Annotated in this window: 15 protein-coding genes; 1 reads left to right on the forward strand and 14 read right to left on the reverse strand. The window is 44.1% G+C overall.

The features are described from left to right. Positions 1-14: 14 nt before the first annotated feature. From filE to filA, 5 genes are all read right to left on the reverse strand, one after another. On the reverse strand, positions 15-1262 hold the full coding sequence (gene filE, locus VF685_RS03965; protein ID WP_005179905.1) for a putative pilus assembly protein FilE: 1248 nt from the start codon (positions 1260-1262) through the stop codon (positions 15-17). Further along, the gene (filD, locus tag VF685_RS03970; protein ID WP_016659496.1) at positions 1256-2920 is read right to left on the reverse strand and encodes a putative pilus system OmpP1/FadL family transporter FilD; all 1665 of its coding nucleotides are present in this window, start codon (positions 2918-2920) and stop codon (positions 1256-1258) included. Before filD ends, filE begins: the two co-directional genes overlap by 7 nt. Before the next feature lie 12 nt (positions 2921-2932). Continuing rightward, the gene (gene filC, locus VF685_RS03975) at positions 2933-4102 is read right to left on the reverse strand and encodes a putative pilus system protein FilC (protein ID WP_440203556.1); all 1170 of its coding nucleotides are present in this window, start codon (positions 4100-4102) and stop codon (positions 2933-2935) included. A 49-nt stretch (positions 4103-4151) separates the two neighbouring features. After that, a complete protein-coding gene (gene filB, locus VF685_RS03980; RefSeq protein WP_045795549.1) occupies positions 4152-4985 on the reverse strand; it encodes a putative pilus system C39 family peptidase FilB in 834 nt (277 codons plus the stop codon). 195 nt (positions 4986-5180) lie between these two features. Then, positions 5181-6149, reverse strand: a complete 969-nt coding sequence (filA, locus tag VF685_RS03985; protein WP_168383804.1) for a putative pilus system protein FilA — start codon at positions 6147-6149, stop codon at positions 5181-5183. A 249-nt stretch (positions 6150-6398) separates the two neighbouring features. On the opposite strand from filA, the gene VF685_RS03990 reads away from it, so the two are divergent. Then, a complete protein-coding gene (locus VF685_RS03990) occupies positions 6399-7736 on the forward strand; it encodes an anthranilate synthase component I family protein (protein ID WP_286385423.1) in 1338 nt (445 codons plus the stop codon). A gap of 123 nt (positions 7737-7859) precedes the next feature. Here VF685_RS03990 and hisC read toward each other — a convergent pair whose 3' ends face one another. The 9 genes from hisC to VF685_RS04035 all read right to left on the reverse strand — a co-directional run. Then, complete coding sequence (hisC, locus tag VF685_RS03995) at positions 7860-8948, reverse strand: histidinol-phosphate transaminase (protein WP_286385424.1); 1089 nt, start codon at positions 8946-8948, stop codon at positions 7860-7862. A 159-nt stretch (positions 8949-9107) separates the two neighbouring features. Continuing rightward, on the reverse strand, positions 9108-10409 hold the full coding sequence (hisD, locus tag VF685_RS04000) for a histidinol dehydrogenase (protein WP_440203557.1): 1302 nt from the start codon (positions 10407-10409) through the stop codon (positions 9108-9110). A 184-nt stretch (positions 10410-10593) separates the two neighbouring features. Further along, positions 10594-11295: an ATP phosphoribosyltransferase gene (hisG, locus tag VF685_RS04005; protein WP_005179926.1), complete on the reverse strand. Its 702-nt coding sequence runs from the start codon at positions 11293-11295 to the stop codon at positions 10594-10596. Beyond that, positions 11295-12551 carry a UDP-N-acetylglucosamine 1-carboxyvinyltransferase gene (gene murA / locus VF685_RS04010; protein ID WP_005179929.1) on the reverse strand — a complete coding sequence of 419 codons (1257 nt, stop codon included), beginning with the start codon at positions 12549-12551 and terminating at the stop codon, positions 11295-11297. The genes hisG and murA overlap by 1 nt, the downstream gene beginning before the upstream one ends. Positions 12552-12558: 7 nt before the next feature. Then, a complete protein-coding gene (ibaG, locus tag VF685_RS04015) occupies positions 12559-12810 on the reverse strand; it encodes a BolA family iron metabolism protein IbaG (protein ID WP_005179933.1) in 252 nt (83 codons plus the stop codon). Positions 12811-12946: 136 nt separating this feature from the next. Next, a complete protein-coding gene (gene hpf, locus VF685_RS04020) occupies positions 12947-13279 on the reverse strand; it encodes a ribosome hibernation-promoting factor, HPF/YfiA family (protein ID WP_005179935.1) in 333 nt (110 codons plus the stop codon). A 175-nt stretch (positions 13280-13454) separates the two neighbouring features. Then, positions 13455-14906, reverse strand: a complete 1452-nt coding sequence (locus VF685_RS04025) for an RNA polymerase factor sigma-54 (protein ID WP_127801646.1) — start codon at positions 14904-14906, stop codon at positions 13455-13457. 145 nt (positions 14907-15051) lie between these two features. Continuing rightward, positions 15052-16302 (reverse strand): esterase-like activity of phytase family protein, encoded by a 1251-nt coding sequence (locus tag VF685_RS04030; RefSeq protein ID WP_171524597.1) that lies wholly within the window; start codon positions 16300-16302, stop codon positions 15052-15054. A 150-nt stretch (positions 16303-16452) separates the two neighbouring features. Further along, a partial coding sequence (locus VF685_RS04035) for an IS5 family transposase (protein ID WP_440203558.1) occupies positions 16453-16959 on the reverse strand: 507 nt, incomplete at its 5' end.

Below are 16959 nucleotides of genomic sequence, written 5' to 3' on the forward strand. Positions count from 1 at the left end.
ATGTCTCATGTTTTTTATTGATCTAAGGCAATAATTTTCAATTGGCCCTGATTACTTAACTGGCGGTTTTCCATATCGATTGCCGATGCCAGCGGGGTTAAAAGAAGATAACGGGTTTGAGCCGGCAATTGAATCACCCCTTCCACCTGCTCATGTTGCAATAAGGTGGATTGAGTATCCTGGCTCTTGTAGCCGCCTGCACCTTCAATCACACAGCCTTGCGCATCCAGAAAAACGGCAAAAGGCCAGTAAAATGTAGGTTGCCGGGTTTTAGAAGCGTATGAATTCACCTGAAGATGGCGTAAATCTCCCTCCAGCTTCACCACCTCATAATCAAATTCATCTGTTAATGGTGCACGTGGCCAGAGATTGACGTCTTTCTGTACGGCCAGGGTCTTGGCATGTTTAATTTTTTTATTGTTAAAACAGGACTGGCCTAAACTGCTGATGGCATCGGCCTGTGCAATACGATAATAAGTCGATGACAGCACCATTGGCTTGACACTTTCTGGCTGGCGTTTCTTGAACAGGCGATCCAGCACCGATTGTCCGACTCCTTTTTCACGTTCTACCACCTGCACCCGGGTCGCACCACCGCCCAATTTACTGTCAACTACGCCTTCCGGCATCATATAAAAACGCTTTTTCCCCTCCAGGTTAAATTCACTGTGTTCCAGGTATTCATTATTGACGTACTGCTCCCCTTCCATTTCGGTAAAACCGGAAGATGAAGTACGGTCTGGTTGATCAGCTTGCACAGTCTTCAATACTTTCTGAGATTCAGTTTGCGGGATGACAGATGTAATCGTTGGAGATGATGAAGCTGATACCGGTTTTGTGGTTGCCGATACAACTGGTGTGACGACAGGCTGTTCCACAACTGCTGTATCTGGTGTTTTTTGTGGGATACTTTCTGTGAGTTTTACCGTAGTGACTGGTTGAGTCGGTACAGTACTAACTGTGGGTACGACTGCAACAGCAGGAGCTCTGACAGGTTCAGAAACGGGAATTTGCGCTTGCGGCTGCGCCGGATTCAAAGCAGACGATGCTCTACTTTGTGCCTGCGTTTTGTTTACCGGCACAGCTTCTTTTTTCGCGGCCGGCCGGGTTTCGGCCTTACGCTGTACCACCATCGGCCGGCCATCCGGGCCAATAATGGTATAAAACTCATTGGCATAACTTACACTGGCCGAGCCCAAAGACAGCGCCCAGAGTGAAGACAGGCAAATCAAGCCAGATAAACGCTTTGTCACTTTTACCATCGTGTTCTATAGCTCAGACCTAAAATTGTAATGTTGCTAGCGGTTTTGACATTCAGTCCCGCATACGGGTTGAGTAATAAGTTATTCACCCCTTCTTTGTTGGCTAGGCTACTGGTATTGGCTGGAATTTTGTCCCGGCTTTGCAGAAAGCCGATCGATAAATCCAGGTCAGTATCGGCATCAAAACGATAGCCCACACCTAAACCAAACAGACGTGCATTATTAATGGGTACCATGGTATTACGCTTGTCATCTGGAATCGCACTGGTTCGTGGTTCATAACCGGCACGCAGCTTTAAACGGTCGGTAGCAGAATATTCAATCCCGATGCCCCAACTCCATGGTGACTGGAAGCCCATCGGCAAGGCCAGTGAGCTGTCAGAGACATGTTCAGACAATAATTTGGCAATTTTCAGGGCAGAAATCTGGCGGTCAAATTCAAACTTGAACTTGTCCCAAGCAGCATAATCGGTCCAGCCGACATCAAAGTTCACCTGTAAATCTGGCATTACCTTGTATTTAATCCCGGCCTGGAAATGCGCTGGATATTCAAAATCCATCGCCACCAGCCCTGACTCACTGGCCGGAATATAGTTCGGGAAGCCTAAAATTGCCGCCAAAATTTGCCCGGTTGGGGAAGACATCAAGCCTTTAATCAGCTCACTCGGCGCCTTGGCATTATCAATATGATATTTACCTTTGAGCCGCATTTTGGCGGAGCTTTGATAGACCATACCAAAGCTGAAATCTTCACGTGGCTCCCATAACACCCCGAGGTTATAGCTTGGGCTCAGACTTTGCTCGACGGCCAGATCCATTTGTCCAAAACGACCAAACGGATTCATGCCTTCCTGTGCGTTACAAATCCCCAGCAACAGAATATCGGTAATAATATCGGAGTTTTCTTTAAACGGGGTACAGACGACTTCATCAATCATCCGCAGCATCCCGATCAGGTCATTCGGGAAACGCAAGTCGGTATTCATGGCAATGGCCTGGTAGGACATTCCCACCGATGCCCCGACTGATAGCTCATCATTGACCTGATAGGCAATTGATGGTGACAGATAGGTAATCCGTTCCAGCGCCACCTGCTGTCCCATAAAGTTACCCGGATTGCCATCTTCAGCACCAAAACCGGCAATTAACGGCGCATACATCGCAGTAGCAAAGGTGGTTTTAGACCCCGGAGGATTGTAGGCAATCCCTGCTGTTGGTGCGGCCAGTGGCATGCCTTCACCCAGATCAACAAACTTTTTCAGTACCGGCACATAGAGCGATGCATATTCCACATCACCTGATACTTCACCTTTAAAGTCGGTACAAAAGTCAGCCAGAATTTCCGGTCCATCATGACAGACCAGTGGATCATCGGAATAACCAAATACGTTATAGTCGGCTGGCGCAGAAAACTCACGCTGTACATCAAAGTGCGCCAGCACCCCTTGTACATCGGTTTGCAAGCCTTCAATTTTAGTTAAGGCTGCCGGGTTAAAATGAATGGCACTAATGCCCGGTGGATCTGCCGTGACCGCGTTGCCCATGGTCAAGGAACGGATATCGACAGACAGGTTTTGTCCCAATTGTGCAAAAGCAGCACTCGAACAGCCCGATAAGATCAGCGCAGACACTAACGGGCGAAGTCGAATTATTTTCATACGACCAGCCTCTTAGCGAAGTTTCTTACCAAAGCCCAGAATATCGAGTGGGAAAGACAGACCTAAAGACACATCCGGTGCATCTTCTGTCAAACCAATACCAACAGTACCATTGACAATCGTTTCAGGAGAAACGCGCACCCCTAAAGAAATGGCCAGGGTAGAACTGGTCTGATCGGCCGGAGAATAGCTTTCGCCGGTGTGATAGAGGAATTCAGCGCCAGTATTAAAACTCTGCTGATACGACATGGTCATTGAAACATCGTAGTTAAAGGAATAGGCAAAACCAAAGGCGAAACCACCACTAATGCCCGGCTCAAATTCCTCAATAATACGTGGGCCACGAACTTGGTTTAAGCCCGACTCTTTAAAACCATAATTGGCGGAGACCGAAGCGAACAACACCACCGGATCGATATATTTACGAGTACTGGCTCCAATCCCTGCAGAATAATAGCCCTTACCGGTCGCAAGTTCGGTAGTGCTATTAATTTCATACGGACTATCACCGGTTTTGGTCGAAAGATTTCCGAATAAAATTAGTGGCAAACGGCCGGCTTTTAAAGGGAAAAGTTCCCAGCGTGCGCCTAAAGAAATATCTCCCAGACCCGCGGTATTCGCATCTTTTAATTGATCGGTCTTGGCCACCAAAGGTAAAGAGGCGGTTAAGGTCAGGTTATCCAATAATCCATATTGAACGGTGAAAGTATTGGTCAATGCATGCGATGCATTTTCCTGAACACGTAACTGATAGATTTGGCCTTGCGCCATTTCCATATCAATTTGCGTATCACGATAATAGGTATAATCAATATCGTAATAAGATGAGATATTGCCTTTTTTGATTAAGGAATATTGGCGTTCATTGGAGGTAAAGACTTCTTCCAGATTGGCTTCTTTGGTAGCATCCCCTTCCTGCTGCTGTAACGCAGTTGATGCAGCCTGCTCAGCACTCGGTGCAGTCGCTGTTGCTGTTTCAATATTGGCCTCAGCAACCGCTTCAGTGCTAACTTCTTCAGGGCTTGAGTTTTCTGCTGGAGCTGTGGCTTCTGACGCAAGCTGCTGCTCTTCTACTGTTTCATATTGTCCTAATTGTGGCTCTTCTGCAGCATGAGCAGCTGCGCCCCAGACCATTTGGATACTGATGGCCAATACGGTTTTATTCATCCATTTAGATTTCATCTTCTTCCCTTCCAATTTTTAATTTTTTTTTCGTTTTTAAAGTAAATATTTACTTACTTTTATAATAGAGTCTTAAAAAGTTGTACTGATGTTCGCCGAAATTCTCTGACTCAGGATTCATGTTTCGTTCTAAACGAATGGTCGAGGCTTTATCAGCAATTTTGTCCATATAGAATTGCGGATATTGAATATTGACAAAGGCATGATGGTTAACAGTGGCATCTTCAACATGGCGCATATCACTATCCTGTAAAGCCAAGAAGTCTTTACGATATTCAGGCGCCACATTAATCAGGAACAAGGTATTGTTTTCCCACACCTCTTTAAAACGCTGCTCATCAAAACTGATATTCCCCAGTGCCGGGTCGGCCACATAGACCCGGCCATCCTTATAGGCCTTATACACCACAAAATGCTTAAAACCGGCATAGGAAATCGGCACAATTGCGGGCTGGCCCTGCTTGACCAGATCTGAAAATTCCCCACGATAGCCGCCACTTTCCATGCCCAATGCAGCAACAAAACGTTTCATATCCAGCAAAGAGAAACTACGCCGTTCAATAATGCGCTCATATTCCCCATAACGTAGCAAACCACTCATGGTCTGCTGCTCTGTCAATCGGGTTCCGACATAACCATTTAACAGCGTGGTTAAAGCGGCCGATCCACAGCTATAGTCATAAGCCTGACGTACAATGCCCCGGAATTGATCTTGTAAAGCAGGTTGAATACGTACAGGCTCACGATGCATACGGGTAAAAGAAGAATTGCGGGAATCCAGTGTCTCCGTATAGCGTACGGTTTCCGGATGTTGTTCCTTTAAGTCGAAGGCTTGTGTGGCAGCGTAATACATCAATGCCGAGCCTAATGCGATCTCTAACATAATTTTTTACTTTTCAAGTTCCAGGCAGCTCTGCCAGTTCATTTTTTATTTTTAGAGTAAGAACTCTACTTCCATGTATTTAGCAAGATACCTTTTTTTTAGAAAAAAAACAGTATTTTTTTATATTTTTGCCAACTTTTACAGTTTTTGTGTAAAAAAAAGCGCGTGAAAACACGCGCTTTTTCAATAGAAGACTTAGTGACCACGAATAGTGATAACCGCCCCCGGAAGATATTGACCAGCCGCTGGGCTGAAATAGGTTTGCATACCTTGAATTTCAACATCACCGATAGATGCAGCATCTCGGCTACCTAAATGAACACCTTGTACATAGTGATCTTTAGCACCACCATGGCTAATCATCTGGATATAACCTTTGTCATCCGGGTTGCTGACACTTGCCCCCATAACACGCACATCTTGTGTAATGGTTAAGTTATTAGCATCTGCATCGGCAATTTTAATACTTTCAATAAAGATCTCACCTGCTGCACGCTCAGCACTTGCCGTTGAGTTATCCAGAATACCCAAATTATTAATTTCAAGACCACCAATCATCGTAGTATTCAGTTTAATCATCGCCCCTTGTGGCGCAGCACCTAACTGGATATTGGCTGACATTGGGCCTGTCTTAAGCGATAAGCCTGAAATAATGGCATTATAATTCGAATCTACACCACCACGGCGAAGTGTCGAGGTTGTGCTTGCGCTGCCTTGCACACCCGAAGCAGTTACACCAATTTCACCAATTTTAATATCCAGACCAGACACATCAGCTGCGATGTTAATAAAGGCTGTGTTACCACTACCTGCACCGGCATCAGAGTCAATTTTTAAATCTGCCAAGTTACGAGATTCAAGTAGATAAGCACCTGCATCATCATAGTTAGCACCAACGACGATACCAAAGTTTTCATTCGCATCACCAGCAATGCCATTCCCTTGAATAACAATCGCACCAGCATTATCAATGGTACCATTTAAACCATCATTATCATGGATAAAGAGCTTTTCAATTTCAATTTTTGAAATACCGATACCAATCGATAAACCATCTTGACCTGTGGTTGCGCTAAGTGCTGAATCATCCATTGCCTGCATTGCAAATGCATTTGCACTTAATGCCATTGAAGATACTAAAGCTAGTTTAGTAAATGTTTTCATATTTACTCTCCCAAGAGTATTATTTTTTTGATTGTTACCACTCTTGTGCAGCGGGTTGATTATTTGTTTTTAGCAACCTGCTACGTATTTCCTTGAGCGGCTGGATAGCACTAACAAAGTTATCCCCCTGTCAATTTTTGTTCAACTGCTATTGATCATATTTTTCAGCTTGCCGATAAACGGTCATAAGCATTTTCTTGGCGCAGAATCAGGTAAAATAGATATTTATTGTTGATTTTCTCCAAATTTATGGCCACCTCATCTTTCTACAAACAAGTACTTTGTGAATCCTCCTATACCCCAGCAGAAATTTTAAAGGCGCTGGGTTCACTCTCACATCTTGTTTATTTAGAAAATAATGGCCAACCGATTATTGGCTTATCGGCAAAACATTACTACCTTATTCAACAAAATAAATGGCAGTATTTTAAGCAACACAGTTTTAATCATTATCTTGAAGAAACAGCAGCGCCTTCTTTAGATGACTTTTTGCAGCCAACTGGTTGTATTGGCGACAGTTATTTTAAAGGTGGGCTGATCGGTTTTATCAGCTACGATTATGCCGCCCAACAGCACATTCATACTCAAAGCAAAGCTCAACCGTGTTTATTTCTAGGACAATTTCACAGTTTTCTAACTCTGGAAAATGGGCACTGGTATTTCACCAGCGATGAGCAGCAAGCCGAATTTTTATTGACTTATATTCAAAATTTGTTGGCTCAAAAACAGGAGAATTCATTTAAATTAACTCAGGCCTGTACCGCACGCTGGAATAAAACTGAATATCAACAGGCCTTTAATCAAGTCCAGGATTATATTGTTGCAGGTGATTGTTATCAGATTAATTTAACCCAGGAATTTAAAGGTTCTGCGGAAGGATTATTATTAAATACCGCTGCAGATTTTTGGGCGCTAACCCATGCTCCTTATGCTGGTTATTTAAAAATAAATGACTTTGAATTACTTAGCTGTTCACCTGAATTATTTATTGATTTTCTGCCTCATCGGCAACTCCTCACCAAACCGATTAAAGGCACCATGCCACGCTATACAGATCCACGATTAGATGAACAATCTAAACAGACCTTAAAAAATTCTGAAAAAGATCAAGCTGAAAATGTGATGATCGTCGATTTACTGCGTAATGATCTGAGTGTCTATGCCGAAACCGGTTCAGTAAAAACGCCGAAGTTATTCAATATTGAATCATTTAAACAAGTACATCATATGGTGAGTGAAATCACCGCGACGTTAAAAGCAGAGATCAATCCACTAGATGTATTGCTGTCTGCACTTCCGGGCGGCTCGATTACTGGCGCCCCTAAAATTCGTGCCATGCAGATTATTGAAGAGCTGGAAGGTGCACCACGCGGGACCTATTGCGGATCAATGGGTTATTTTAATTTTGATGGTACCGGTTCCTGGAATATTCTGATTCGCTCGATTCAAAAATATCAACACGAAGTTTCGTTATGGGCCGGTGGTGGTATTACCATTGCCTCTGATTGTGATGCAGAATATCAGGAATGTTTTGATAAGGTTTCGGCGATGCTGGATTTACTCAATACCTGGTACACACCTGAATAAATAAAAAAGCGACTCAATTGAGTCGCTTTTTTATGAATCCCTCCCCTTGAGAACCATTGTTTCTCACCTTTTCTAGAGGGAAGAGTTCCCTCCTTTATCAAAGGAGGGTTAGGGTGGATTCACTTAAGCCAAAATCTCGTTTTTCAAAGTATCCACTAAACGCTGGTTTTGTTCATCGGTACCGATGGTGATCCGAAGGAATTGGTTAATCCGTGGCTTGTTAAAATAACGCACAATGATGCCACGTTCACGCAATTCAGCTGCCAATTCACCCGCGTCTTTACTTGGCAGTGAAGCAAAAATAAAGTTGGCACTCGATGGCAATACCTTAAAACCCAGCTCAGCCAGCTGAGCTACCAGTGTTTCGCGACTCGCAATCACTTTCTGGTTCTGCGCTTCAAAGTATTCCTGATCTTCAAACGATGCGACAGCTGCTGCAATCGCGAAACGATCCATTGGATAAGAGTTAAAGCTGTTTTTCACCGCTTCCAGCGCAGCAATTAAATGTGGCTGGGCAATCGCAAAACCGACCCGTAAACCAGCCAAAGAACGCGATTTAGATGTGGTTTGACATACCACTAAATTCTCGTATTTTTCCACCAGGCTGACCGCAGATTCGGCACCAAAGTCTACATAGGCCTCATCAATCACCACAACTGAGTTTGGATTGGCTTGAAGCACTTCCTCAATGGCAGCCAGGCCCATATCAATACTGGTTGGTGCATTCGGATTGGTAATAATAATGCCGCCATTTGGCTGCTTATAATCATCCACCACAATTTCAAAATTGTCACTTAGAGGGATGACCTGGGTATTAACCCCAAAAAACTGGCTATAGACCGGGTAGAAACTATAGGTAATATCCGGATACAACAGCGGCAGATCCTGAACAAAGAAGGCTTTAAAGATATGTGCCAGCACTTCATCAGAACCATTGCCGACAAAAACCTGCTCAACCGGCACCTGCTGCTGTTTGGCAATGGCCTGTTTTAACTCGGAGGCATCCGGGTCTGGATATAAACGCAACGCATCCGCAGAGTTTGCCAGTACCTTCTGCACCGCTTCCACCACTTTTGGCGATGGCGGATACGGGTTTTCATTGGTATTCAGTTTAAGTAAGTTCTGGATTTTCGGTTGTTCGCCCGGTACGTATGGTTCTAATTCACGTACTGCCGGACTCCAGAAACGCATTTGTTCTGCTGTGAAATTCATTTTTAAATTCTCAAAGTTCCCTCTCCTTTTAGGAGATGAGCAGCACTGCTGCACAAGGAGAGGTTTTATTTTCTTTATCCCCTCATCCCAACCTTCTCCCTGAGCCATATATGGCGCAAGAGAAGGGGCTTAAAATTATATGGGAAAGAGTCACATTAATTACTGATAACGATAACGTGCTGATCTCGCATGTGCATTCAGGTTCTCTTGCTGCGCCAATACATCCGCAGTTTTGGCCAGAGTTTTCACCCCTTCTTGCGAACACATGATCAGGCTAGAACGTTTCTGGAAATCATACACACCCAGCGGTGAGGAGAAACGCGCAGTACCTGAGGTTGGCAGCACGTGGTTTGGACCAGCACAGTAATCCCCAATCGCTTCAGGGGTATAACGTCCCATAAAGATTGCCCCGGCATGACGAATATCTTCTGCCATCACTTGCGGATCATCCATGCATAATTCCAGGTGTTCAGGTGCCACCTGATTAATTAACTCAATCGCTTCCTGACGATCCTTCACCAATACCAATGCACCACGGTTTTCAATCGAGGTACGGGCGATCTCAGCTTTTGGCAATGCTTCTAGGTGCTTTTCAATCCAGCCATCAACTGCATTCAATAATTCCTCATCCGGTGTAATGAATGCTGCTTGTGCGACGGTATCGTGCTCGGCTTGTGACAATAAATCCATCGCCAACCACTCTGCATTATTCTCGCCTTCGGCATAAACTAAAATTTCCGAAGGTCCGGCGATCATATCAATACCGACTTGACCAAATACCGCACGTTTTGCTGCTGCGACAAAACGGTTACCTGGACCGGTAATTTTGTCGACCGATGGAATGGTTTCTGTACCATAGGCCAGCGCCGCGACCGCTTGTGCACCACCAATGGTAAACAGACGTGTCACGCCCGCTAAATAGGCCGCCGCCAGAACCAGTGGATTCAACTCACCATTCGGCGCCGGAACCACCATGATAATTTCAGGCACACCCGCGACATGCGCGGGCACTGCATTCATGAGTACTGAAGATGGATAAGATGCCAGACCACCCGGCACGTAAATGCCCACGCGGTCCAGTGGCGTGACTTTCTGACCCAAGGTATTTCCCAAGGCATCGACATAGGTCCAGCCATCTTGCTTTTGCGCCTGGTGGAATTCACGGATACGTGCTGCAGCCAGCTCCAGTGCATCACGCACCTCACGATTCAATCCATCAAAAGCGGCTTTAAGCTGGTCCTGGGTCAGTTCTAGATCTGAAAATTGATGCGCGGGATGTCGATCGAACTGCTGAGTTAATTTAAGAACATGAGCATCACCATGCTGACGGACATCAGCAATGATTTGGTCTACGGTTTTTAACAGTTCTGGATCACTCACTGTTTCAAAAGCCAACAAGTCAGCAAACACCTGCTTGAAGTTCTGATCTTGAGTCGATAAACGTCGCATCAATTTACCCACAAGGTTGATATGGAAAAGATTAGTTTACCTGTTTTCAAGGCTTTTGTGGGTATCAATCGCGCATTGGGCCACGGACTTTTATGGAAAATTACTTTTGCTCAAATTGAAGAAAAGTATTAACAGGACTGTTCTCATAGACCGCCATAAAAAACCGCTCTCAAGAGCGGTCTTTTATTTGAACAACTTACGCCTGTTTGGCCTGTTCACGATCAGCCACAGCCTGTTCTAGCTGGGCAATAATCGGATTTAACAACGCCTGTTTACGTTTAAAACTGGCTTTGTTGACGATTAAACGGGAAGATACTTTACAGATTTCTTCCAGTGGTTCTAAACCATTGGCACGTAACGTATTTCCGGTATCGACCACATCAACAATGTAATCACCCAGGCCGACCAGCGGTGCCAGTTCCATCGAACCGTAAAGCTTGATCACATCAACCTGTTCACCTAGGCTGGCATAGTATTGACGGGTCAGGTTCACATATTTGGTCGCAATTTTTAAGCGGCCTTTTGGACGAACCATACCGACTTTACCCGCTGTCATCAGTTTACAGTTGGCAATTTTTAAATCTAATGGTTCATAGACATTTTGTGCGCCATGTTCCATCAAGACATCTTTACCTGCCACACCTAAATCTGCTGCGCCATTTTCCACATAGGTCGGCACATCAGAAGCACGTAAAATCAGAATACGCACCTGTTTATGGGTGGTTGGAAAAATTAACTTACGGGATTTTTCAGGATCTTCCAGCAAGTTAATGCCCGCTGTTTCCAGCAGCGGCAGTGTCTCTTTTAAAATACGTCCCTTACTTAATGCTAAAGTTAAACCATGATCAAAATTGCCCATTACGTCAAAGTTTGGATCATCGTTTCTCATATCGCTCATTAACTTACTCGCTTAATTTGGGCACCTAAACCTTGTAACTTCGCTTCGACATTTTCATAACCGCGATCAATATGATAAATACGGTCAATCAGTGTTTCCCCTTCAGCCGCCAGAGCTGCTAACACTAAAGAGAACGAAGCACGTAAATCTGTAGCCATGACAGGTGCTGCAGATAATTTTTCTACACCGGTTACCACAGCATCATTGCCTTCAACCTGAATATTGGCGCCCATACGTGCCAATTCAGGAACATGCATAAAACGGTTTTCAAAAATCGTTTCAGAGATGGTGGCAAAACCACGACCAACGGCATTCACTGCCATCAACTGGGCCTGCATATCGGTCGGGAAATCTGGATGTGGCAAGGTACGGAAGCTCACCGCTTTCGGACGTTTACCCATCATATCCAGTTCAATCCAGTCATCCCCACGGGTGACTTCTGCGCCCATCTCTTCAAATTTGTCTAGCACCGATTCCAGCAGGGCCGGATCGGTATGCGTGGTTTTAATCTTGCCACCAGTAATGGCTGCCGCCGCCAGATAGGAACCGGTTTCAATCCGGTCCGCCACTACCGCATATTCACAGCCGTGCAGACTTTCTACACCAGTTACCACCAAAGTATCGGTATCCAGGCCTTCGATTTTGGCACCCATCTTAATCAGCATTTGTGCCAGATCGGTGATTTCCGGTTCACGCGCAGCATTCCGGATGGTGGTGACACCATCCGCCAGCACGGCAGCCATCAAGATATTTTCAGTGCCGCCTACGGTTACCATATCAAAAACCACTTCGCCGCCTTTTAAGCGGCCATCGACTTTGGCATGTACATAGCCATTTTCGACCTGGATTTCTGCACCTAAAGCTTCTAAAGCTTTTAAATGCTGATCGACCGGACGCGAACCAATCGCACAACCGCCCGGGAGTGATACTTGTGCACTGCCATAGCGCGCCAATAGCGGTCCAAGCACCAAAATAGACGCACGCATGGTTTTAACGAGCTCATACGGTGCAAACTGGTTGTTCAGGGTTGAGGTATCGGCCACCACAGTATCGCCTTCATAAGACATGGTGATACCGAGGCCCGCAATGAGTTTAACCAGTGTGTTTACATCTTTCAGATTAGGCACATTGGTCAGGGTAATAGGTGAGTCGGCCAGAATCATGGCAGCCAGTAATGGCAATGCTGCATTCTTTGCACCAGAAATGCGCACTTCACCTTCGAGCTTAATACCGCCCTGAATTAAAAATTTATCCATTAATTTATTAAGCTCCGAATAAGCTTGCTTTACGCCATTCTTCTTTGGTCATTGCTTTAATTGTTACCGCATGAACTTCACCGCTGGCGATCAAGGCATTAATCGGCGCATACACTGCCTGTTGGCGTGCAACAAGACGTTTGCCTTCAAACTGATCATCGACAATACGAAGATCAAATTTACCACCCTGCCCACTAACGACTACATCTGCCTCTGGAAAAGCAGCTTTTAAAATTTCAGCGAGCTGTTCATTATTCATCACAAGACCTCTTATAGGACCAACGGTGTAAAACCGGTCATTTTACTATAAATGAAAAAAATAATTCATTAGTCACATACATTATATATATAAAAAAAGAGGTTTTTTAAAAACCTCTTTTTGCCGATTGTTTCAGCTAAATCGCGACAGGCTGATAAACCAGCTGCATTTTGCGATGCTTGTCTAATTGGCGTTTTAATTTTTCTGACATTTTCTTAATCGATGTATACATATCATCAGCACAGGCCTGGGCAAACAGCTCCGTTCCAGGTAAACGGATAATCGCTTCTGCGATATGGTTGGCACTGCCTTTTTTAGAATGCTTATCGATCTGATGATCTTTACTGAGCTTCACCTGCATACTATTGACCTGATCCAGATGTTTGGTCATTTGCGCGAACTTTGCTTTTATATTTTCTTCAATTGCAGGTGTAATTGATAAATGATGGCCACGAATTGTTATTTGCATAATTCTATCCCTCACCTTCGTTAGGATTAGACGAGTCATCATCAAAATGATTCACGTACAGGACCAGAACTGCTGCTCAGTGATACCTTCATGCAATCATTTTGACTCATCCTCATAGAAAAAAAGATTCATTATGTTGTCATAATGAATCTCTAGAATAGGCAGATTTTCAAAACTAGATCAAGACTTTTCTTTCAGAAGAAGATGGAATATGTAAAGATTCGCGATATTTTGCAACCGTACGTCGCGCCACATCAATTCCCTCTTCTTTTAAAATATTGGCAATTGCGTTATCAGACAAAGGCTTACGTAAGTTCTCTTCAGCAATCAGTTTTTTGATCTTGGCACGAATCGCAGTTGACGATGCTTCACCGCCCGATGTAGTGCCAACATGACTTGAAAAGAAATATTTCAACTCAAACAGGCCACGCGAGGTCAGCATATATTTATTGGTGGTCACGCGGGATACCGTAGATTCATGCAGCTCGACCTCTTCGGCAATATCGCGTAGCACCAAAGGTTTCATGCCTTCTGCGCCAATTTCCAGAAAAGTACGCTGATGCTCAACAATACAGGTTGCCACTTTGAGTAAGGTTTTATGCCGCTCATCAATACTCTTGATAAAGTTTTTGGCTTCCAGCATCTGGTTACGCAAATACTGATTGTCATCACTCTGATCGGCACGACGAATCATATTGGCATAAAACGAGTTAACCCGGAGCTTTGGCATGACATCCGGATTCAGCTGTACCTGCCAGCTGTCATTTTTCTTCATCACCACCACATCTGGAATCTGATAATCCGACTCTTTATCTTCAAACTCCATACCCGGATGCGGTTTCAAGGTTTTCAGCAACTCGACCGCACATTTCAGCTGATCGGTGTTTAAACCGGTCTGCTTGAGTAGTTTTGGAATTTCATTGCTGATTAATAACTCATAATGCGTCATTAGCTGCATAGCATCCTGACGGCATGGGGTATTCGCCGGCAGACTTTCCAGCTGGATCAACAGACATTCCGCCAGATGACGCGAGCCAACCCCCACCGGCTCCAGCTGTTGAATATGTTTCAACACCACCAGCACTTCATCGTCTTCGATGCTGTCTTCATACTCCATCGAATCGAGCAGATGCTGGACCGAAGCAGTAATCTCGCTGATATCGCTTTCCAGAAAGCCCTTATCATCCAGAGAATCAATAATGCAGTAAGCAATCAGCTGGTCAATTTTAGAAAAATGCAGCAGGTTAATCTGCTCCAGCATATGCTCTTTTAAACCCAGTACACCCTGACGGTTATCTTCACGCTCTTCATATTCTGGCGTACCTAAACTAGTCGGCTGATGGGTATAGACATCATCCCAGTCGGTATCGACCGGTAAATCATCTGGCAGATGATCGGCATTTAATTCATTGGTTAAATCTTTTTGATCACGATCTGTATCTGCCGCTGACAGACTCTCAACATCGGCCTGTTCTTCAACTTTCTCTAATAATGGATTACTATCGAGCTGTAATTGAATTTCTTGCTCAAGTTCTAAACTTGATAATTGAAGTAAACGAATGGCCTGTTGCAACTGGGGTGTCAATGACAGGGAGTTGGCAACTTTTAATCCCACTGATAACTTCATACTACCCACCTTTTTTAATACCGCATTTTATAAGCAATTTTTATGCCTGTTTTAATTTTTATAGCATGCTTTTATTAAAAAATATACAAAAAAAATTTCATAAAGAAAGGCCACCCGAGGTGACCTTCTGTAATTGCTGATAAATTTAGAACAATGCTTTTGGCAAACGGATCTGAATAATTTCATTATCATCGGCCAAATTGGCATTTCGTCCGCTTGAACCCGGGAAGTTATTATCATTCAGTACAGTAATCAGGTCTGGGCCTTCAATGACAATATCTTCAATGGTCTGAAACGGAAAACCAAAACGCTCACCGGTCGCAATATCGCCCGCTCGCGCAGTGCCATAAAGTAAATCCGGATTGGCAATATCCATCAAATTGACCAGATCTTCTCTCTGCATATTCTGACCAGCGGTGCTGAGCGTGACTTTAATCAGCTTTTTATAGCCCAGCAGATCGTTTTCACTATCATCCCGTTCAATAATAATTCCTTCAGTCGGGCTATACAGCTGAAAATCACCAATCGCGGTGGCGCTAGTATGCAATGGAAAATAATAATATTTGCCTGTATAGGCTTTTTTTGCCAAATCAAATTCAGACACGATTAAACGATTAGAACTATCGTTCAGTAATGGCTTTTCCAACAGCGGATACAGATATTTTCCATCTTGAGAGATCGCCATGCCTTCAAAACCACCGCTACGCTGTACCAGTGGTTCAACAAAATTCAGCTGTTCTTTATTGAACTGATTCTGAGGTGAACGCAGCTCTTGCGCCGGATTCAGTGGATTCGGTAATGGAATTGGTGGACTCAGCAATATACCGTCGGCAGAAAAATGCAGTAAATAGGGTCCAAACTCATCTCCAATCCAGATCTCGCCATTCGGTGCGCGTTGCATCGATTCCGGATCAAAATCGGCACCAGTTAATAATCGTTCGACCGTGTCTTGATGGACGATAGAAAAGGGAATCAGTTTATTCGGATCACGCAGCTGCACATAACTTAAATGCTTTACTTCAGCATTAGCTGCTGTTTTTGCTCTAAAGGTCGGTTGAATCACATGCAAACGCAGCAGATAGTCAGCCGAGTTATCTTGCGTGCCAAAACCATTGTCAGACATCACCAGATAAGTCCCATCATTATTTTTTAAAGCAGCCGAAAAACCTTGCACAGGCTGCCCAGAAAATGGCGGCAAAATTCCGTTTGCACCGGTCACATATGCACCGGAATCTGGTCCTTCTGCATAGGTGGCCACATCCAGTTTTGCAAAAGCCACCAAAGTTGGCTCATTGATCAAGGGTGTAGGCGTCACCTGCGTCTTTTCATCAGAATCATTACATCCGTTCAAGCCCAACACAACGGCCATAAAAAGGCCAATAGATCTTTTTTTCATAAAGTTTAAAAATAGCAATTGGGGAAACCATTCAAACAAGAAAAAATGACAGTGTTGGGATGATTCAGTGACAATTTAAAGACCAGTTTTTGCGACCGAATACTTGTCTTTCTATTTATTTGATCATGATGCTTAGGATCTGTTGACATTTCATAATGGTAGCCAAATAAAGATACAAGCTAAGGCAACAGAATTTTCATAGCTTTGCTTTAGCTTGTCATAGCGTGTGGCAATTCCTCTAAATTGCTTTAATCTAGCAAAGGCATTCTCAATTAAATGCCTGATTTTATAAAAATACCAATCCACATGATCATTATTTGAAAGTGTATTGGACTTCTTGGGAATATTAGCTTGAGTTCCCGTTTTTTCTATCTGTTCTCTCAAGGATTCAGAGTCATAACCCTTATCGGCACAGAGAATTTCTGTCTCGTGCAGGTCTATATTGTTAACTAATTTCGGTACCACTTTTACATCATGGGTCGTACCATCCTCTATCAAAAACTGTACAGGGTTCCCATGAGAATCAACTGCCAAATAAATTTTAGAACTGTTTCCACCGATACTTTTTGAAATAGCCTGATCCTTGATTCCTGTAGCATGCTGATGAGCCCTCACATGGCTAGCATCAATAAATACCCACTCCAGATCAGCATCAGC

The sequence above is a fragment of the Acinetobacter sp. Brlt_5 genome (genome assembly GCF_051949055.1).
Classification (GTDB): Bacteria; Pseudomonadota; Gammaproteobacteria; order Pseudomonadales; family Moraxellaceae; genus Acinetobacter; species Acinetobacter indicus.